Here is a 19,314-nt window from a genome sequence, read left to right as displayed (position 1 = left end):
ATCTGGCGTTGATCGATGGTATGGAGTCGGCGCGGCCTAGGCCACTGCTTGGACAACGATTCACCCAGCTCTTGGTCAGCACCCGGTGGTCACCGGCCGGCTCAGCTGCCCCGTTCCGACGGCGAGGGCAGTTCCGCCCCCGGGCACGTGCCCAGAACCCGCTTCATCGCGTCCCGCTCGGGAGGCGTCACCCACCGCTCGTACTTCTTCTTCACCGCCGCCTGGCGCGCCACGTACTTGCAGCGGTACCCCTTGTTGGGCGGCAGCCAGGTCGCCGCGTCGCCATCGCCCTTGCTGCGGTTGGTGCCGGCGCGGCACTCGCCGTCGACCGGCACGGAGCCGCCCGCGGATTCGGCGATCCCCCTCGCCTACGAGGTGGAAAGCGTCGGGGTTCCCTATGGCGGCTGCACCGAGCCGAGCAACGTCAAGGCCGGTGGCGGGCACTGTCGCATCCGTTTCCAGTGCGCCGGATGCGACTTCTACCGGCCCGATCCCTCCTACCTCCCCGCCCTGGAACAGCAGATCGCGGACCTGCGGGCCGACAAGGAGGCCGCCCTGGCCATGGAGGCCGCCGACTGGGTCGTGCGCAATCTCGACGACCAGATCCGCGCCTACTCGAAGTCGGCCGACGAGATGCGGCGGAAGCTGGACGCGCTGCCCGCCGAGGAGCGGGCCGCCGTCGAATCCGCCTCACGCGAGCTGCGCAAGGCACGTTCGGCAGCGGCCTTCGTCCCCCTGCAGTCGCTGACGACACGGAGCTCCGAATGAAACGTCCTGCCACTTCCGGCGCCAATGACCGGCACGCACGGGTCGAGCGCCTCCGCGCCGGCCGCGCCAAGGACAGCGAGGCCAAGACCAGGCGTGCACTTGAGGCAGTGGAGGGCCTGCTGCGTATGGGACGCCGTGTCACCGTCGCTCAGGTGGCACGGGAAGCCGAGGTGTCCACGTGGTTCGTCTACAACCAGTCCCAGGTGCACCGAGCCGTTCAGGACGGCATCACCACGCAGCGAGAGCACGGACGTCGGAACTCCCCGGCTCCGGAGGCCCAACAGGTGTCCCCTGCCGGGCTGCGCACGGATCTCGCTCTGGCCCGCGAAGAGATCAAGGACCTCAAGAAGGAACGCGACCGCCTCCGTAACCGGGTCCGGCTGTCTCTCGGCACCGAGCTGGACGAGGTGAACCGAAGCGAACTGATCGAGCGGGTACAGCAGTTGGAGTAGCGGAACACCACCCTGGACCAACAACTGTCGGAGGCCAGGGATCGGATCACCGCCTTGGAGGGACAGCTGCGTGGGGCGGAAGACGATCTCACCGCCGCTCGGGCCGGTCTCCGCGGCGCGATGCGAGCCGTTCCGTCTCCGTAAGGAGATGCAGGTCCGGGTCAGCCGCGCGCGCGTTCCACACCAGAGGTGCCTGGCGAATCCAGGCTTCCTTCTCGACGGCCTCCAGAAGGAAGCCCGCGAAGTCGGCGCGGTTGATCCTCATGCCCGGCTTGTCGGTACCGCGTTCGGCTGCCCGCACCGGGCAGCCTGCCGTCCTGTCGCTGAGGGCGACGGCGCGGGCCAGTGTCCAGTCGGTGCCCGAGGCACGGACGGTCCGGTCGACTCCGTCGTGGTCGGCGAAACCGGTCTTGAGGTTGGACCCCCTGATGAACGCCCGCATCAACGGGTTGAGGTGAGCCCAGTCGTCCCCGGCGCCCTGCGTGGAGGCGAGGACGATCCGGCGGATGCCCTGCTCGCCCATCACGGCCAGGGTGGAGCGGGCGGCGTTCGTCATGAAGGCGGGCGGGCTGACGGGCTTGGCCCAGGGGTTGTCGGAGGCGCGCGCGTCCGTCGAGGGGTTGTCTTCGCCGAGACCCTCGCATCCCGAGACGAGGAGCACGGCAGCTGCCACGACAGCCACCGCACCGAAAGAGCTCATGCCCCCAACAGCCCTGTGACTCACGTCCCTCTCAGCAAGCACAGCTCACCGCTCCCCGCATGAGCTGCGAAAACGCCCCACGCACCCGGCGAAGCATAGAGATAACGCGGGTGTCGCAGTGGTTGTCGTCCGTGTCGGTCCAGGGGCTGCCGAACGCGGCGCGCTCGTACCCCGTCTTGGGCGCCCGGCCCTTGACCGTGAGCGAGGCCACGGCGGACATCGCCGGCCCGGACGGTGTGCCGCCACCGTGCCCGTCCCCGCCCTTGTCCTCGGGCAGGCATCCGGTGAGGGACAGCAGCGCGGCCAGCGCCACGGCCGCGCCCTTTCCCGCCCGACCCGATATCGCGAACCGTCTCCGCAACCGTCCCGCCCCCTTCGCGTATCTTTTCGCACAGACCGCCGCCCACACGTAAGGACCCTGGATGGACACGGCCGCGACAGCCCCGCCCGGCACCACCGCCGAAGGGGCCCCCGCCGCCGCAGGCCGTAGTACCCGGCCCCTCGCCCGGGTAGTCTCGCTGCTGCGCCACCCACGGCTCGATCCGTACTGGCTGGCCCTCGCCCTGTTCGCCGCCTTCGCGACCCTGTCGATCTGCCGCTACCGCCGCATGGCCACCATGTCGTGGGACCTGGGCATCTTCGAACAGGCGATACGGGCGTACGCGCACCTCCGGGCCCCGATAGCCGACCTCAAGGGGCCCGGCGCCAACATCCTCGGCGACCACTTCAGCCCCATCACGGCCCTCCTCGCCCCGCTCTACCGGATCTTCCCGAGCCCGGTCACGCTGCTCGTCGCGCAGGCCGCCCTGTTCGCGCTCTCCGCCGTCCCCGTCGCCCGGACCGCCGCCCGGCTGCTGGGCCGGGCCCGGGGGCTCGCGATCGGTATCGCGTACGGACTGGCCTGGGGCCTCCAGCGCGCCGTGGACTTCGACTTCCACGAGATCTGCTTCGCCATCCCGCTCATCGCCTTCTCCCTCGAAGCGGTCATCCTCCGGCGCTGGTACGCGGCGATGCTGTGGGCCGCCCCGCTGGTCTTCGTCAAGGAGGACATGGGCGCCACGGTCGCCGCGATCGGCGTCGTCATCGCGATACGCGCCCTGCGCGAGCGGGTGCCGGGCATCACGCCGCTCGCCGTCGCCCTCATGGGCTTCGGCGTCCTGGGGTCGGCGCTCGCGCTCGGCGTCGTCATCCCCGGCTTCAACGGGGCCGGTTCGTACGACTACTGGAACAAGGTCGGCAGCGGGGGCGGCTCGGACGCCACCATCCCCTTCGACACCGCGCTGCGCACCCTGCTGTGGGTTCTGCTGCCGACCACCGGGCTGCTCGCGCTGCGCTCCCCGCTGCTGCTGGCCGCCCTGCCCACCCTCGGCTGGCGCTTCGTCTCCCACGACGAGCACTACTGGGGCACGGACTGGCACTACAGCGCGGTGCTGATGCCGGTCGTCTTCCTGGCCCTGGTCGACGCGCTCGACCGGATCGGGGAGAGCCGCCGCGGCTGGCTCGTCCGGTACGCCCGTCAGATACCCGCCGCGGTCTGCGCCGCCGCCCTGGCCCTGACCACCTCGCTGCCGCTGGCCGGGCTCGCCGAGGGGGCCACCTACCGCAAGCCGCCCCAGGTCGACGCGGTGGAGCGGCTGCTGGACCGGATACCCGACGGCGCGACCGTCGAGGCCAACGTCGGGCCGATAGCCCGCCTCACCAGCCGCTGCCGGGTCTTCTGGGTCGGCGACACCCGGGGTGTCACCCCGCAATACCTGGCCCTGACGGAGCCGCCGGGGCGCACGGTGCGGCAGGAGCTCGCGTACGCCAAGCAGCTGCACCCGCAGGCGCGGTACGAGGCGCTGGCGACCGCCGGGGGCTCCTTCCTGCTCCGGCTCAAGAGCTCATCGGCTGCGGGGCGATGACCGCGAACGGCGCGCCCTGCGGATCCTGCACCAGGGCCATCCGCCCGGCCACCATGTCGAACGGCGGCTTGAGCACCGTCCCGCCCTCCGCCGACAGCTTCGCCACCGTCCGGTCGGTGTTCTCGACGGAGAAGTAGACCAGCCAGTGCGAGGGCGTCCCGGCCGGGACCCCTTCCCGCAGCGGCTGGAGCCCGCCGACCGTGCGGCCGTTCACGGTGAGCCCGTAGTAGCCCTTGGCGTCGCCCTCCATGGCGGTCGTCTCGATGCCCAGCGCCTCCGCGTAGAACGTGCTCGCCGCCTCGCGGTCGCTGGTGTTCAGCTCGTTCCACACCAGCGTGCCCGGTTCGTTGACGATGCCCGCCCCGGCGAACTCCCGCGCCTGCCAGACGCCGAAGACGGCCCCGGTGGGGTCGGCCGCCACCAGCATCTTCCCGAGGTCCATCACGTCCATGACGGGCAGCAGCACGGTGCCGCCGTTGCGGCTGATCGCCTCCGAGGTGGCCTGGGCGTCGGTGGAGGCGAAGTAGGTGGTCCAGACGGTCGGCGGCGCGGGCTGGTCGTCCATCGCCTGCGCGGCCATCACCCCGGCCACCGGCCGGTCCTTCAGCGTGCAGACCGTGTAGCCGCCGACCTCGGCCGGGCCGATCTCCCCGGACCAGCCGAACAGCCCGGTGTAGAAGTCGAGGGCGGCCTGCTGGTCGGGGGCCATCAGATCGACCCAGCAGGGTGTGCCGGGCTCATAGGGAGTGGTGATTTCGGCCATCGGTGCCTCCCGGTCAGACCTCTGCGCTCCATTCTCCCCGGGTACTGCGGGGGCGCCACTCGGCGGGGAGGGCGCCGCCGGGCTCCGTCCCGGGCCTTGGCAAGATCGTGACCATGAGTGATCCACGGGGGCAGCACCAGCCCATTCCGCATTCCCCTCCGCCCCAGCCCGGCAACCCGTACGCGCAGCCGTACGGCCAGCCGCATGGTCAGCCGTACGCACCGCCCTACGGACAGCCAGCCCCACAGCCCCGGCCGGTACGCGTCCCGGAGCCCGCCGGTGACGAGCGGCGCATGGTCGCGGCGGCGGTGGACTGCGTCCTGGCCCTGGGCGGCGGCTTTCCCCTCGGCACGGACGTCCTCCCGAAGTTCACGGCCGGGGTCGATCCCCTGCTCCTGGCCGTGGCCTGCGTCTTCGGACTGTCGATCGTCAACCAGGTGCTGGGCGCCTGGATCTTCCGGGCCTCCCTCGGCAAGTGGATGCTGCGGATGCGCGTCGTGCGCGAGACCGACGCGGGGCGGCCGGAGTTCTGGCGGCTGCTCCACCGCTGGCTGCTCGGGATGACCTGGCTGCCGATGCAGCCGGTGCGCTACCTGGCCTGCGCGGACGGCGATCCGTACGAGGACCACTGCAAGATCCGGTACGTGCGCGTCAAGGACCTGCGGCGGCTGCGGCACCTGCACTGACGGCCCGCCACGAGGCCCCGAAAAACCGGGCGGCGGCCGACCCTCATCGGGTCGGCCGCCGCCCGGCGGTGAAGATCGGACGTGGTGTCAGGCGCCGGTCGCGCTGCCCGCCACCCACTTGCTCCAGTCCATGTTCCAGCCGTTGAGGCCGTTGTCCGGAGCCACGGTCTTGTCGTTGGAGTTCTTCACCACCACGACGTCACCGATCTGGGAGTTGTTGTAGAACCAGGCGCCCTGCGTGTTGGGGTCGTTGGCGCCCTTGGTGTCCGACAGGCCCACGCATCCGTGGCTGGTGTTCTGGCTGCCGAAGATGGACTTCGCGCCCCAGTAGTTGCCGTGGATGAAGGTGCCCGAGGTGGACAGCCGCATGGCGTGCGGCACGTCCTTGATGTCGTACTCGCCCTTGCCGTCGTCGTCCGTGAAGCCGACCGTCGCACCGTTCATCCGGGTCTCCTTGAACTTCTCGGAGATCACCATCTGACCGTTGTACGTCGTGTTGTCGGGGCTTCCGGCCGAGATCGGAATGGTCCTGATCAGCTTGCCGTCGCGCACGACCTTCATGGTCTTGGCCTTGGCGTCGACCGTGCTGACCTGCGAGTGACCGACCTTGAACGTGACGGTCTTCTCCTGGACGCCCTTCACACCCGGCGACGCCTCGACGCCGTCCAGGTCCAGCTTCAGGGTGACGGTGGAGTTGGCCTTCCAGTAGTCCTTCGGGCGCAGGTCCAGCCGGTTGCCGTTGAACCAGTGGCCGACGACCTCCTGACCGCTGCTGGAGGTGACCTTGATGTGGGACTGGACGTCCTTCTTGTTGGTCACCGCCTTGTCGAAGTTGATCGACACCGGCATGCCCACGCCGACCGTCGAGCCGTCCTCCGGCGTGAAGTTGCCGATGAAGCTGTTGGCCGGGGAGACGGTGGTGAAGGACGAGTGCTCCGTGGCCTTGCGGCCGTCGGAGTCCTTGGCCGACGCGCTGATCTTGTACTCGGTGGACCGCTCCAGCTGCCCGTCCGGCTTCCAGGACTTCCCGTCGGACGATATGGATCCGGCCACGGTGGAGCCGTCGGCCTTGGAGGTCATGGTCACCGAGGTGAGCTTGCCTCCGCTGACGCTGACCTTGGTGTCGCGGTTGATGCCCGCATTGGTCGCACCGGACTTCGGCGTGATCTTGATGCGGGCGTCGGAGGCGTCCTTGGCCGCCGCCTCGTCAACCTGCGACTGCCCCTTGCCACCGCCCTTGCTGTCGCTGCTGTCGCCGTCCCCGCCACAGGCGGCGAGAGTCAGTACCCCGCTGAGCACGGCGGCCGCTGCCGCCAGCCCCCTACGGCGCTTGCCGTACGTCATCACACGCTTCTCCATTTGCGACTGGACCCCAAAACCCAAGACCAAACCAGCAGACCTATCCACCAAGAACGCCTGTACCTTTTGGTCGGTTCCACGCCCAGTAAAACTGTGCGCGAGGCCACTTAGCAAAGACGCTGGTCCAGCTTATGACGCAGCGCCGCGAATCCGGACAAACCATGACAGTCCGGTATTAGTCATATGGTGCGGAGGGGGCCTCCGCCCCGGATCGCTACCGCCCGGCCCCTCCAAGTCACTACGATCGGGCACACGGGGTCAATTCGCCGCAGCCGCAAGGAGGATGCCGTTGTGTCCGCACGCCGACCGCTGCTGACCGCTGCCGCAGCCGGTTCGCTGCTGTGCGCCCTGTGGTTCGTCCCCTCCGCCAACGCGACGGTCGAGTCCGACGGACCCTCATCGTCCTCCGGCGCGTCCTCCGGTGCGGCACGCGGCGAGGCGCCGTCCCCGTCCCGGCCCCGGACCGAGGCCGTCCCGGACGAAAACCTCGCCGACACCGGCAGCGTGGACGTCACCCCGTACCTCGCCGGAGGCACGGCCTTCCTGGGGCTCGGGATCACGATGGTGACCGCCTCCGCGCGCCGTACGCGCGCGGAAGCGCCGTGAACGGGCCGTTCCACCCGGGCCTTTCTGCCCGGGCCTTCCGGCCCATGCCCCGTCAGGCCAGCGGCCCCGTCACCGATTCGACCGCCTCGGCCAGCTTCCCGGACCGTACGAACGCCTCCGCGGCCGCCAGGTCCGGCGCCAGATAGCGGTCCCCGCCCGGGCCCTCGACCCCCGCCCCGCGCACCGCCGCCAGCACCGCCCGGGTCGCGGGCGCGGGCACCAGGCCCTCCCGCAGCTCCACCGCGCGGGCCGCCGCGACCAGTTCGATCGCCAGCACCCGGGTCAGGTTGTCCACCACCGTGCGCAGCTTGCGCGCCGCCGACCAGCCCATGGAGACGTGGTCCTCCTGCATCGCGGAGGACGGGATCGAGTCGACCGAGGCGGGCACCGCGAGCCGCTTCAGCTCGCTCACCAGCGCCGCCTGGGTGTACTGCGCGATCATCAGCCCCGAGTCCACGCCCGGGTCACCCGCCAGGAAGGGCGGCAGTCCGTGCGAGCGGTTCTTGTCCAGCAGCCGGTCGGTACGGCGCTCCGCGATCGAGGCGAGGTCGGCCGCCGCCACGGCGAGGAAGTCCAGGACGTACGCGACGGGCGCGCCGTGGAAATTGCCGTTCGACTCCACCCGGCCGTCCCGCAGCACCACCGGGTTGTCCACGGCGGACGCCAGCTCCCGGTCCGCGACCAGGCGGGCGTGCGCGAGCGTGTCCCGGCCCGCGCCCGCCACCTGTGGGGCGCAGCGGATCGAGTACGCGTCCTGGACGCGCGGCGCGTCGTCCTGGTGGTGCCCGGTCAGCCCGGAACCGTCGAGCACCCGCAGCATGTTGTCCGCGCTGGCCGCCTGGCCGGGGTGCGGGCGGATCGCGTGCAGCTCGGGCGCGAGCACCCGGTCCGTACCGAGCAGCGCCTCCAGCGACAGGGCGGCCGTCACATCGGCGACGGTGTACAGCCGGGCCAGGTCGGCGCACGCCATGACCAGCATGCCGAGCATCCCGTCGGTGCCGTTGAGCAGCGCCAGGCCCTCCTTCTCCCGCAGCTCCACCGGCTCGATGCCGTGCGCGGCCAGCAGCTCGGCCGCGGGCCGCACCTCCCCGTCGGGCCCCTCGGCCTCGCCCTCCCCCATCAGCGCGAGCGCGCAGTGGGACAGCGGCGCGAGGTCGCCGGAGCAGCCGAGGGAGCCGTATTCGTGCACCACGGGCGTGATCCCCGCGTTCAGCAGGGCCGCCATCGTCTCCACGACCACGGGCCGCACCCCGGTGTGGCCGGACGCCAGCGTCTTGAGCCGCAGGAACATCAGCGCCCGCACCACCTCGCGCTCCACCCGCGGCCCCATCCCGGCCGCGTGCGAGCGGACGATGTTGCGCTGGAGCTGGGCGCGGAGGTCGGGGCTGATGTGGCGTACGGCGAGGGCGCCGAACCCGGTGGAGACGCCGTACACGGGCTCGGGCTTGGCCGCCAGGTCGTCGATGACCCGCCGCGCGGCGGCCACGGCCGCCAGCGCCTCCCCCGCCAACTCCACCCGCGCCCCGCCGCGCGCCACGGCGACGACGTCCTCGGCGGTCGTCCCCGACGTCCCCACCACCACAGTGTGCATATCCATATTCAGGCACCCTAGAGAGTGAATCCCCGAGTGTCACCCCGGCTGCCTTTCCCCACCCCGCCCCGGCCGGCCCCCCATCTGTGAGACGTAGGCATGACGCGAGCCTAGCGCCGCGAAACGGGGCAGCAACGCTCCTTGCCACCAGGCACCAGGGCTACGGGCGGCGGCCGCGGAAGCGGCGGCGTTCTCGGGGGCGGTCCGCGGGGGTGTCGGCCAGGCGGATCACCGGGTCGTCCGGGCCGCCGTCCCGGCCCGCGACCACCGGCTTGAGGGAGCGCGCCGCCTTCGCCCGGTACTGGGCCGCGTCCGCGAGGCGGAACAGCCGGCGGGCCGACGCCACGGGCCCGATCGGGTCGCCGGTCGACGCGATCCCGCAGGCGACCCCCTCGCCCATCTCCAGCTCCGCGGCCCGGCGGCACAGCTCATCGGCCACCCGCACCACCTCGTCCGCCGGTGGCCCGACCCCCAGCAGGCAGAACTCGTCGCCGCCCAGCCGCGCCACCAACGCCCCCGGCAGCATCGCGCCGCAGAGGGAGAGCACCGTGCCGAAACGTTCCAGCAGGCGGTCTCCCACCGCGTGGCCGAGGGTGTCGTTGACCCGCTTGAGGCCGTTCAGGTCGCACACCACCAGCGTCACCACGGTGCCGTGCTCGCGGTACGCCTCCAGCGCCTCGTCCAGCCGTATGTCCACCGCCCGCCGGTTGCCAAGCCCGGTCAGGGGGTCGGTGAAGGCCAGACGGCGGGCCTCCTCCAGGCGTTCGGTCTGGGCGAGCCCGGCCGCCGCCACCGAGGCCAGGACGGTCGCGAAGTCCGCGTCACCCCGGTCGAACACCGGGCTCCCGGCCGCCCGCGCCACATACAGCTCGCCCCACGCCCGTCCGTGCAGCACCAGCGGTGCGACCACGCACGAGCCGCGACCGCGCCGCCGCAGCGCTGCGACGCGCTGGTGGCAGTACGAGGCCGGGCCCGGCCCGGTGCCCTCCGCGGTCTCCACCCACGCGTGCGGCTCGCCGCCCGCGGCCCACCGCTCGTGCAGGAACTCCGCGATCTCCGGGAAGTCGTGCACCGGATACGACTCGTCGTCCGGCACCGGCTCCTCCCCCGGCATCAGCTCGCCCACGTTCGCCAGGACCCGCAACCGGCCCCGCTCCCGCTCCCACACCGAAACCGCCGCGAAGGTGCCGTCCAGCGCGCGGCGCGCGCTCTCGGCGGCAGCGCCCACCGACTCGCGCGGCGTGGGCGCCGCCGCCATCGCCTGCGCGAGCCCCACCACCGCCCGCAACCGCCGGTCGACCCCTCGTCCCCCGTCATCCCCGTTGTCGCTCACGTCGGCCTCGCATTCCTCACCACGCGCACCCACCGGAGGCACGCGCGTCCGCTCTGCACTCAAGAGTAAGAATGTCGAGGACAATCCGCTTTGGCCCGTTCACATCTGGTATCGACCAGAGGTTGGACCCTCACTCCCCGGGCCACTCCGGCTTGCGCTTCTCGTTGAACGCCGCCACGCCCTCCGCGCGGTCGCCGGAGAAGGCGATCGTCCGCCACCCCGCATCCTCGACCTCCAGCCCGGCCGGGAGGTCCAGGCCGTGCCCGAGCCGCAGGGCCCGCTTGGCGGCGCGCAGCCCGACAGGCGAGTTCGCGGCGATCCGCCCGGCCAGCTCCAGCGCGGCCGTACGGTCCTCACCCGGCGCGACCAGCTCGTCCACCATCCCCAGCGCGTGGGCCTCCTCGGCGGGCACCCGGCGGCCGGAGAAGATCAACTCGGCGGCGCGGGCGGCACCGACCCGGCGGGGCAGCAGCTGCGTACCGCCGCCGCCCGGGATCACGCCGACGGACACCTCGGGCAGCCCCACCACGACCGTGCGGTCGGCGACGATCACGTCGCAGGACAGCGCCAGCTCGTAGCCGCCGCCGAGGGCGAAGCCGTGCACGGCGGCGATGGCGGGCACGGGCAGTTCCAGCACGCCCGTGTAGGCGGCGCGGGAGACCGGGCGGTGGCGCATCATCTCGGCGTCGGAGAAGGAGTTCCGCTCCTTGAGGTCCGCGCCGACGCAGAAGGCCCGCTCATGGGTGGAGGTGAGCACGACGGCCCGCACCGAAGCGTCCTCGGCGAGCGCCGCGCACGCCGCCGCGATGCCGCGGGCCATCTCGGAGGACACCGCGTTCATGGCCTTCGGCCGGTCCAGCACCAGCTCGGCCACGAAGCCGTCCCGCCGGACCGCGACCCACTCCCCGTACCGCTGCTCACCCATCTCGCACCCTCCCGGTTAACGACCGTGAACCGTTGCCCGGGCTACGTTACCGGCGCCGCCGCCACCGCATCAGGAAGGCCGTCATCGACGGGCGAGGCCGCTGCCCGGCGCTGTCGTCGCCGTCCGCCTCGCCCTCCTCGTCGGCAGTCGAGGCCCACGACGGCACCGGCGCGGGGGTGGGGGCAGCCCCCACGCCTCGGGCCCCGCCGGGGCTCGGGGCCTCGCCTGAAGCCGGGGGCGAGGGCGCGCCGGGGTCCCCGCCCGGGGCGGCAGCCGCGCCGCTCGGGGCCGGGGCCGCGCCCGCCCTGCCCGGGCTCGGGGCCGCGGCCGGGTGCGGGAACGGGCACCCGCCCGCACCCGCATCCGGGAGCGGGCCGGGCTCCGAGGGCGCAGGCTCTGTCGCCGGAGGCGGGACGTCCGGGTCCTGGGGAGTGGGCGGGAAGCGGACGGGGAGGGTGGTGAGGCCGCGTTGGTAGATGCCGGGGCGCCAGCGGAGGTCGTCCTCCGGGGCCGCGAGTTCCACGTCCGGGAGGCGGTCCAGGAGCTTTTCTATGGCCACGGAGGCGATGAGGCGGGCCGAGCTGCGGCCGGGGCACATGTGGGGCCCGGCGCTGAAGGCGAGGTGGCCGCGGTTGCCGCGGTTGCGGTCGGAGACCCGTAACGCGTCCTGGTTGGCGGCGGCGAAGCTGATCACGATCGGCTCGCCCTCGCGCAACCGCACCCCGGCCAGGGTGACGTCGTGGCGCGGGAAGTGGACCGCGAGGTTGGCCAGCGGCGGGTCCGTCCACAGCACCTCGTCCAGGGCGTCCTCGACGAGCATGCTGCCGCCGGAGAGGCCGCCCGCGAACCGGTCGTCGGTCATCAGCACGCGCAGGGCGTTGCCGATCAGGTTGATCACCGGGTCGCTGCCGGAGGCGGTCAGGAGCATCAGCTGCTCGACGAGTTCGTGGTCGGCGAGCCGTTCGGGGTGGGCGATCAGCCAGGAGGTGACGTCGGCGGCGGGCCGGGCGCGCTTGAGGGCGACGAGTTCCTGGAGCGCCGCGGTGATCGTACGGTCGGCTTCCGCCACGTCCGTACCGTCGAACAGGTGCGCGAGCCCGGTGAAGAGCCGGTCCGCGATATCGCGCGGGCAGCCGAAGAGTTCGCCGAGGACGAGCAGCGGCAGCAGCGCGCAGTACTCGCCGATCAGGTCGGCCTCGCCCGCGTCGCAGAACTGGTCGATCAGGGAGTCGGCGATCCGCTCGACGTAGCCGCGCAGCGCGCCCGGGTCGATGCGGCTGGTGGAGTCGTCGATGGCGTTGCGGTACCGCTGGTGCTCCTCGCCGTCCGCCGCGGTGGGCTGCGGCCGGTAGCGGATGAGCTGCCCGGCGTGGCTGGTGTCGGGGACCCGGCCCTCGTTCTTCGCCCGCCAGCGCCGCGGGTCCTTGGAGAACGTCTCGGGGCGGCGCAGGATCTCCAGCGCGGTGTCGTAGCCGACGCACAGGGTCGCGGTGACGCCCGGGTCCAGCTCCACCGGGGCCAGCGGGCCGTACGTCTCGCGCAGTCGCCGGTAGACGGCGGACGGGTCCTTGGCGAACTCGGGCGTGTGCAGAGGCACGGCCGCGCCCGCTTCAGCCGGGTCGTCGATCATGCCGACGTACGCTAGCGGACCGGTTTTCCGCCTCGTGCCGACTTCAGCGTTTGGTGAGATTCGTCAATCGCCGCACCGGCGGCTCAACCGCGGCGGCTCAGCAGCCACGGCTCCACGACCCCGAGACCACGCACCGGCCGCTGCCACATCGGCTGGAGCGCGAAGCGGTACGAGGGCGGCTCCAGGCCCTCCTTCTCGGCCTTGGCGGCCGCCTCCGCGGCCTCCGCCTCCGACACCGGGGCCTCCCCGGTGTGGCTCAGCTCCTCCGCGAACGCGCCGTCCACCAGGACCGCGTTCTTGGGGGCTATGGAGGTCAACCGGCTCGCCAGGTTCACCGTCGTCCCGAAGACGTCGCCCATGCGGGTCGCGACCGTGCCGAAGGCGATCCCGACGCGCAGCTCGGGCATCGTCTCGTCATGGGTCAGGGTCTCGATCAGCCGCAGCCCGATCTCGGCGGCGATGCCCGCGTCGTCGGCCGCGTACAGCACCTCGTCGCCCAGGGTCTTGATCAACCGGCCGCCGTGCGCGGCCACCAGGTCGGCGGCCGTGGTCTCGAACGCCTCGACCAGCTCGCCCAGCTCCTCTTCCTCCAGCCGCCGGGTCAGCCGGGTGAAGCTCACCAGGTCCGCGAAGCCGACCGCGAGCCGCCGGTCCACCATCTCCGCGTCGTCCGCGGCCTGCACCACCCGGCCGGTCGCGGCGGCGAGCTGCCGCCGGTAGACGTACACCAGGAACTCTTCCAGCTCCGGCAGCAACAGCTCGACCAGCGGATAGGTGATCTCGGTCCGGGTCATCCCGGACTCCTGGGGTTCGGTGAGCCCCTCCAGGAAGGAGTCGATCTGCCAGTCCGCGAGCCGTGCGGTGGTCTGCCCGGTGGACCGGGCCACCTGGATCGCCATGGGCTCGCTCAGCAGGCCCGCCTCGACCAGACCGGACAGCCGTCGCAGGGCGAGGACGTCCGCCTCGGTGAGCGCCTTGGCCTGGCCGATGTCGGCGAAGCCCATGGCCCGCCAGAAGCGGGTGGCCAGTTCGACGGAGACGCCCGCGCTGCGGGCGGCCTGGAAGGGGGTGTAGCGCCGCTCGGCGCCGAGGATCAGCTGTTCCAGCCGGAGCGCGATGGGGTCCGGGGCGTCGTCGTCATCCTCGGCTGCTTCCGGGTCCTCGACGGGTCCGGTGCCCCCGGTGGCGTCTGCCGATTCCGGTACGGCCGTCTCCGGTACGGCCGGCTCCCGTGCGGCCGACTCCCGTACGGCAGCGTCCTGCCCGGCACCATCCTGTGCGGCGGTGGCTTCTCCGGCGGTGGCTTCCGCGGCGGCGTCCCGGGCCTCGTGCCCCTCGGCCGTGCCGGAACCCGCGTCGTCGGCGGTCACCGCCCGCCCCCTGTCCGATCCGTGCGCACTGCCCTTACGTTCCTTCTTCCGGTTCGGCCCGCGGCCGCCCCGAACTGGACGGACCGCCACCACGATACGTCAGGTGTGCCCTAGCTCACTCTCCCCTTCTCTCCGTTCACCTCCGGGGCGCCTCCAGCCCCTGTCGACGGTCGACCGTGCTCGACTCCTCGCGCGGCGGAGCCGCACATCGATACGAGCCCTCGGAGTCTCCGCGCGCTCTCCCGTACGACAGCGGCGCGCCCCTTCGGCTCACTCTCCCCGTCGCTATGCACTCCGCCCCTTACTCCTCCGGTGACGCGGGACGCAGGTGCACGATGTCACCGGCCGAGACCGGCTCCTGCACCCCGGTGTCCGAGGCCAGCACCAGCCGCCCGTCGCCGTCGATGGCGACCGCCTCGCCGACGGTCGCCCCGCCGCCCGGGAGTTCCGCGCGGACCCGTCGTCCCAAGGTCGCACAGCCCGCCGCGTACGCCTCCTGGAGCCCGCAGGCCGCGGGGTCGCCCTCGAAGCGGCGCCACTCCCCGTACCACTGCTCGATGGACCGCAGGACGGCCCGCAGCAGCGGGTCGCGGTCGGTGGAGATCGCGTTCGCGAGGGCCAGCGAACCGGCCGTCGGCACGGGAAGTTCACCGGCGCGCAGGGAAACGTTCAGGCCGACACCGATCACCACGGCGTCATCGGCCCGTTCGGCGAGGATCCCGCCGAACTTCCGCTCCTCGCCGCCGACCGTCACCAGCAGGTCGTTCGGCCACTTCAGCATGGTGTCCACGCCCGCCGCCCGGCTCAGCGCCCCCGCGCTCGCCACCCCGGCGAGCAGCGGCAGCCAGCCCCAGCGGGACGTGGGGACGCCGGCCGCGCCGGGCCGCAGCAGAATGGAGAAGAACAAGCCGGACCGGGGCGGGGCGGTCCAGGTGCGGTCGAGGCGGCCGCGCCCGGCGTTCTGCTCCTCGGCGACGAGGACGACGCCCTCCGGGGCGCCGGCCCCGGCCCGGGCCACCAGGTCGGTATTGGTCGAGCCGGTCGCCTGCACCACCTCCAGGTCGGCCCACAGCCCACCGGGGCGCACCAGGGCGTGGCTCAGGGCGGCCGCGTTCAGCGGCGGCCGTTCCAGGTCCGTCCAGCGGCCGCGTGGATCTCCTGGGCCCCCGGGGGTGTCAGATGGCGTCATACGGGCCAGCCTAGGACCAGGAGGTGTGGCCAACGACGCAGTGCCACCCAGCGGTGGCGCCGATACGCTACGGACCGGTAGCCCAGTCAGCACAAAACGCCATCAACCCCGTCCACCACCCCGCTATCCCCCCGATCCACAGCGTCACGACCCAGCGTCACGGTCCCAGAATCCACCCCCAGGACGAGCAGGAGCCGCATCCCGATGTCCGAGCCGGAGATTGCCCCCGAGATTCCAGATCGTCACACCACCGCGGGGAAGCTCGCGGACCTTCAGCGCCGCATCGAAGAAGCGACACACGCGGGCTCCGCGCGGGCGGTCGAGAAGCAGCACGCCAAGGGCAAGCTGACCGCGCGCGAGCGCATCGACCTGCTCCTCGACGAGGGGTCCTTCACGGAGCTGGACGAGTTCGCCCGGCACCGCTCCACCAATTTCGGCATCGAGAAGAACCGGCCCTACGGGGACGGCGTCGTGACGGGCTACGGCACGGTCGACGGGCGCCCGGTGTGCGTCTACTCCCAGGACTTCACGATCTTCGGCGGGTCGCTGGGCGAGGTCTACGGCGAGAAGATCGTGAAGGTGATGGACTTCGCACTGAAGACCGGCTGCCCCATCGTCGGGATCAACGACGGCGGCGGCGCCCGGATCCAGGAGGGCGTGGTGGCGCTCGGCCTGTTCGCCGAGATCTTCCGCCGAAACGTTCACGCCTCCGGGGTGATCCCGCAGATCAGCCTGATCGTCGGGCCGTGCGCGGGCGGCGCGGTCTACTCGCCCGCGATCACCGACTTCACGGTCATGGTCGACCAGACGTCGCACATGTTCATCACCGGACCGGATGTGATCAAGACGGTCACCGGTGAGGACGTCGGGTTCGAGGCGCTGGGCGGCGCCCGCACCCACAACACCACCTCCGGCGTCGCGCACTACATGGGCGGCGACGAGAAGGACGCCATCGAGTACGTCAAGACGCTGCTGTCGTACCTGCCGTCCAACAACCTCTCCGAGCCGCCCGCCTTCCCCGACGAGGCCGACCTGGAGACCTCGGACGAGGACCGGGAGCTGGACGTCCTCATCCCGGACTCGGCGAACCAGCCGTACGACATGCACCGGGCCATCGAGCACGTCCTGGACGACAACGAGTTCCTGGAGACCCAGGCGCTCTTCGCGCCCAACATCATCACCGGCTTCGGACGGGTCGAGGGCCACCCGGTGGGCATCGTGGCCAACCAGCCGATGCAGTTCGCCGGCTGCCTGGACATCGGCGCCTCCGAGAAGGCCGCGCGCTTCGTCCGCACCTGCGACGCGTTCAACGTGCCCGTGCTGACCTTCGTGGACGTGCCCGGCTTCCTGCCCGGCACCGACCAGGAGTACAACGGCATCATCCGGCGCGGCGCCAAGCTGATCTTCGCGTACGCGGAGGCCACCGTCCCGCTCATCACCGTCATCACCCGCAAGGCCTTCGGCGGCGCCTACGACGTGATGGGCTCCAAGCACCTGGGTGCCGACCTCAACCTGGCCTGGCCCACCGCGCAGATCGCCGTCATGGGCGCCCAGGGCGCGGTCAACATCCTGCACCGCCGTACGATCGCGGCCGCCGACGACCCCGAGGCGACCCGCTCCGAACTCATCGCGGACTACGAGGACACCCTGCTCAACCCGTACACGGCGGCCGAGCGCGGCTACGTCGACGCGGTCATCATGCCGTCCGAGACCCGCCGCCACATCGTCCGGGGGCTGCGCACCCTGCGGAACAAGCGCGAGCAACTGCCCCCGAAGAAGCACGGCAACATCCCGCTCTAGGTTCCCTCTAGGGGGTGTCTCCCAGCGGTAGCTGGGGGAAGCTCGCAACCCGCGTGAGGAGAGCGCAGGGGGCACCTCCCAGCGGTAGCTGGGGGAGGCGCTGCGCGCGACGAGCGCGGGGCCGCGAGGTGCCGCACCAGACGTCGCGAGCCCGGCATGATCGGCGAGACACCCCCTAGGCCCCCTAGGTCCCCCTCTAGGTTCAGGAAGGGCTGTTTCCATGATCCGAATCGTCCGGGGCAATCCCACCCCAGAGGAGTTGGCAGCCGCACTGGCGGTCGTACAAGCACGCGCGGCGGCCGCGTCGGCCGTCGCGCAGGGCGAGGGCGTACCGGAGGAGTGGTCCGATCCGGCCCGCACCATCCCGAGCCGCCGCGTCCCGCAGCCCGGCCCCAAGGCGTGGCGCACGACGTACTGGCCCGCCTGACGGAAATGGTTCTCCGCGCGGTGGCGCCTGAGTACGCGTACTCAGGCGCCACGCGACCCTCCGGGCGCACTATCGGTCGCATGCTGTGGTCCGAGCCGCCCGATGAGCCGCCAGAGGAGCTACGGCGCGCTCAGGCGATGCTCCGCCGCGTCCGCGCCGTCCTGGCGATCGCCATCATGATCGCCACCTGTCTGCTCACGCTGCACCCCTGAGCGGGGCCCTGAGCCGGACCCCCTGACCGGGGCCGTGGCAGCGCCTACTCTGGGCGCATGACTGCCCAGCGCACCCTGATCCTCGCCTCCGCCTCCCCCGCCCGCCTCGGCCTGCTGCGGCAGTCCGGATTCGCGCCGGAGGTGATCGTCAGCGGAGTGGACGAGGACGCGCTGACCGCCGAGACGCCCGCCGACCTGGCGCGGGTGCTGGCCGAGGCCAAGGCGGCGGCCGTGGCCGGTCTCGCGGAGGCCGACGGGGCGATCGTCGTCGGCTGCGACTCGGTGCTGGAGCTGGACGGGCAGGCGCTCGGCAAGCCCGCGGACGCCGAGGAGGCCACCGCCCGCTGGAAGTCGATGCGTGGGCGCCCGGGCGTCCTGCGCACCGGCCACTGCGTGATCGACACCACGTGCGGCCGCCGCACCTCGGCCACCGCCTCCACCACGGTCCACTTCGGCGAGCCGACCGACGCCGAGGTCGCCGCGTACGTGGCGAGCGGCGAACCGCTGCACGTGGCGGGCGCGTTCACGCTCGACGGGCGTTCGGCGCCGTTCATCGAGGGCATCGAGGGCGACGCGGGCAATGTGATCGGGCTGTCGCTGCCGATGCTGCGCACGCTGCTGGCCGAGATCGGCGTGGGCATCACCGACCTCTGGGCCTGAGAGTCCGATCGATGCGTTGAAAGGCCCTCAGGCCGGGTTGGGGGCGTCCTGGCCGCTCTCGGCCTCGGCGGTCCCGCCCCGGGGCGCGCCCCCCGGCTCGTACGCCAGCAGGCTGAGCACCACCAGTCCCAGCACCACCATCAGACACGCGAACGCGGGCCAGCCCACCAGGCCGACCGAGAACGCGCCCACCACGCCGTGCGTCACCGCGCAGGTGACGAGGAGGATGCGGCCGAAACGGCCGGGCGCGCGGTCGCGCAGCGCCATACGGAGCAGCACCGCGCCGCACAGCAGCAGATAGACGCCGAAGATGCCGCCGCCGACCCAAGTGCCCACGGACATCGCGTCGGTGTCCATGCCGCCCAGGGACATCTGCTGCCGGTCCACGACCAGGCCCAGGATCCAGTTCAGCAGCGCTATGCCGACCGCTTCCAGCATCAGCGTCACGGCCGCCACCGCGGCCACTGGTCTGCGTGCCACCCCGCCCACCTCTTCCGGTTCGACATCGCGAACGCTACTAACGGGTAAGCCGCCCCACAAGAGGTGCGCGAGGGGCTCTCGCGCACAGGACGGTGCGGCAAAGTTTCCGCCACTCGTTCGTAGGGATCCCACAAAGAAACGTGAAGCTCCCCAGGACGGCGGGGCAGAGATCCTGGACACAGCGCGGACTCCGCCGCGGGCCCGAAAACCGGGCGTACCGTGGAGCGACGGGGGATTCGGCTGTCTGCCCTGGGCAGGTCTAACGCTCCGTGTGGCCAAGCTCACGCCCGAGTGCTTCTCGGCGTGGGGTGTTGCCTGTACCTAAACTCGGCTTGTTTCAAGGAGGGAGCCATCGTGCGCAAGGTGCTCATCGCCAATCGTGGCGAGATCGCTGTCCGTGTTGCCCGTGCCTGCCGGGATGCCGGGATCGCGAGCGTAGCCGTCTACGCCGATCCGGAC

Annotated in this window: 20 protein-coding genes and 1 pseudogene; 9 read left to right on the top strand and 12 right to left on the bottom strand. The window is 71.9% G+C overall.

Annotated elements, in window-relative coordinates; all coding sequences use genetic code 11:
- Positions 1-101 precede the first annotated feature (101 nt).
- Positions 102-311 (bottom strand): annotated as a pseudogene (locus LCH29_RS15800) (hypothetical protein); the annotation flags it as partial.
- 159 nt (positions 312-470) lie between these two features.
- On the opposite strand from LCH29_RS15800, the gene LCH29_RS15795 reads away from it, so the two are divergent.
- Positions 471-1,220, top strand: a complete 750-nt coding sequence (locus LCH29_RS15795; RefSeq protein WP_446462373.1) for a DUF6262 family protein — start codon at positions 471-473, stop codon at positions 1,218-1,220.
- 88 nt (positions 1,221-1,308) lie between these two features.
- On the opposite strand, the gene LCH29_RS15790 is transcribed toward LCH29_RS15795, so the two are convergent.
- Together LCH29_RS15790 and LCH29_RS15785 are read right to left on the bottom strand one after the other, a co-directional pair.
- Positions 1,309-1,893: an NAD(P)-dependent oxidoreductase gene (locus LCH29_RS15790; RefSeq protein WP_446462372.1), complete on the bottom strand. Its 585-nt coding sequence runs from the start codon at positions 1,891-1,893 to the stop codon at positions 1,309-1,311.
- Between the two features lie 58 nt (positions 1,894-1,951).
- On the bottom strand, positions 1,952-2,281 hold the full coding sequence (locus tag LCH29_RS15785) for a hypothetical protein (RefSeq protein WP_446462371.1): 330 nt from the start codon (positions 2,279-2,281) through the stop codon (positions 1,952-1,954).
- Between the two features lie 61 nt (positions 2,282-2,342).
- Here LCH29_RS15785 and LCH29_RS15780 point away from each other — a divergent pair, with 61 nt between their 5' ends.
- Complete coding sequence (locus LCH29_RS15780) at positions 2,343-3,824, top strand: DUF2079 domain-containing protein (protein WP_446462370.1); 1,482 nt, start codon at positions 2,343-2,345, stop codon at positions 3,822-3,824.
- Here LCH29_RS15780 and LCH29_RS15775 read toward each other — a convergent pair.
- Complete coding sequence (locus tag LCH29_RS15775; RefSeq protein ID WP_446462369.1) at positions 3,796-4,587, bottom strand: VOC family protein; 792 nt, start codon at positions 4,585-4,587, stop codon at positions 3,796-3,798. The genes LCH29_RS15780 and LCH29_RS15775 overlap by 29 nt on opposite strands.
- A 113-nt stretch (positions 4,588-4,700) precedes the next feature.
- Between LCH29_RS15775 and LCH29_RS15770 the strand changes: the two genes are divergently transcribed.
- Positions 4,701-5,273 (top strand): RDD family protein, encoded by a 573-nt coding sequence (locus LCH29_RS15770; protein ID WP_446462368.1) that lies wholly within the window; start codon positions 4,701-4,703, stop codon positions 5,271-5,273.
- 87 nt (positions 5,274-5,360) lie between these two features.
- Here the strand turns inward: LCH29_RS15770 and LCH29_RS15765 are convergent, their stop codons facing one another.
- Positions 5,361-6,617 carry a L,D-transpeptidase gene (locus tag LCH29_RS15765; protein ID WP_446462367.1) on the bottom strand — a complete coding sequence of 419 codons (1,257 nt, stop codon included), beginning with the start codon at positions 6,615-6,617 and terminating at the stop codon, positions 5,361-5,363.
- Between the two features lie 306 nt (positions 6,618-6,923).
- On the opposite strand from LCH29_RS15765, the gene LCH29_RS15760 reads away from it, so the two are divergent.
- On the top strand, positions 6,924-7,238 hold the full coding sequence (locus LCH29_RS15760) for a hypothetical protein (protein WP_446462366.1): 315 nt from the start codon (positions 6,924-6,926) through the stop codon (positions 7,236-7,238).
- Between the two features lie 52 nt (positions 7,239-7,290).
- Here LCH29_RS15760 and hutH read toward each other — a convergent pair whose 3' ends face one another.
- The 6 genes from hutH to LCH29_RS15730 form a co-directional block, all read right to left on the bottom strand.
- Positions 7,291-8,835 (bottom strand): histidine ammonia-lyase, encoded by a 1,545-nt coding sequence (hutH, locus tag LCH29_RS15755; protein WP_446462365.1) that lies wholly within the window; start codon positions 8,833-8,835, stop codon positions 7,291-7,293.
- Between the two features lie 154 nt (positions 8,836-8,989).
- Positions 8,990-10,087, bottom strand: coding sequence for a diguanylate cyclase domain-containing protein (locus LCH29_RS15750; RefSeq protein WP_446462458.1), 1,098 nt, complete (start codon positions 10,085-10,087; stop codon positions 8,990-8,992).
- Between the two features lie 205 nt (positions 10,088-10,292).
- Positions 10,293-11,087, bottom strand: coding sequence for an enoyl-CoA hydratase/isomerase family protein (locus tag LCH29_RS15745; RefSeq protein WP_446462364.1), 795 nt, complete (start codon positions 11,085-11,087; stop codon positions 10,293-10,295).
- A 46-nt stretch (positions 11,088-11,133) separates the two neighbouring features.
- On the bottom strand, positions 11,134-12,717 hold the full coding sequence (locus LCH29_RS15740) for a cytochrome P450 (RefSeq protein WP_446462363.1): 1,584 nt from the start codon (positions 12,715-12,717) through the stop codon (positions 11,134-11,136).
- Positions 12,718-12,800: 83 nt separating this feature from the next.
- Positions 12,801-14,087: an adenylate/guanylate cyclase domain-containing protein gene (locus tag LCH29_RS15735; protein ID WP_446462362.1), complete on the bottom strand. Its 1,287-nt coding sequence runs from the start codon at positions 14,085-14,087 to the stop codon at positions 12,801-12,803.
- A gap of 301 nt (positions 14,088-14,388) precedes the next feature.
- Entirely contained in the window at positions 14,389-15,276 is an 888-nt protein-coding gene (locus LCH29_RS15730) for a biotin--[acetyl-CoA-carboxylase] ligase (RefSeq protein ID WP_446462361.1), read from the bottom strand.
- Positions 15,277-15,480: 204 nt separating this feature from the next.
- On the opposite strand from LCH29_RS15730, the gene LCH29_RS15725 reads away from it, so the two are divergent.
- The 4 genes from LCH29_RS15725 (at position 15,481) to LCH29_RS15710 (ending at position 18,375) form a co-directional block, all read left to right on the top strand.
- Entirely contained in the window at positions 15,481-17,076 is a 1,596-nt protein-coding gene (locus LCH29_RS15725; RefSeq protein ID WP_009717294.1) for an acyl-CoA carboxylase subunit beta, read from the top strand.
- A gap of 220 nt (positions 17,077-17,296) precedes the next feature.
- Positions 17,297-17,503 (top strand): acyl-CoA carboxylase subunit epsilon, encoded by a 207-nt coding sequence (locus LCH29_RS15720; protein WP_446462360.1) that lies wholly within the window; start codon positions 17,297-17,299, stop codon positions 17,501-17,503.
- 80 nt (positions 17,504-17,583) lie between these two features.
- Entirely contained in the window at positions 17,584-17,715 is a 132-nt protein-coding gene (gene mmpB / locus LCH29_RS15715) for a morphogenic membrane protein MmpB (RefSeq protein WP_446462359.1), read from the top strand.
- Positions 17,716-17,772: 57 nt separating this feature from the next.
- Positions 17,773-18,375, top strand: a complete 603-nt coding sequence (locus LCH29_RS15710) for a Maf family protein (protein WP_446462358.1) — start codon at positions 17,773-17,775, stop codon at positions 18,373-18,375.
- A gap of 27 nt (positions 18,376-18,402) precedes the next feature.
- Here the strand turns inward: LCH29_RS15710 and LCH29_RS15705 are convergent, their stop codons facing one another.
- A complete protein-coding gene (locus LCH29_RS15705; RefSeq protein WP_446462357.1) occupies positions 18,403-18,855 on the bottom strand; it encodes a hypothetical protein in 453 nt (150 codons plus the stop codon).
- Positions 18,856-19,209: 354 nt separating this feature from the next.
- Between LCH29_RS15705 and LCH29_RS15700 the strand changes: the two genes are divergently transcribed.
- A partial coding sequence (locus LCH29_RS15700) for a biotin carboxylase N-terminal domain-containing protein (protein WP_156107427.1) occupies positions 19,210-19,314 on the top strand: 105 nt, incomplete at its 3' end.

Source organism: Streptomyces sp. BRA346 (assembly GCF_052851135.1).
This window is presented reverse-complemented; position numbering and strand designations above follow the sequence as displayed.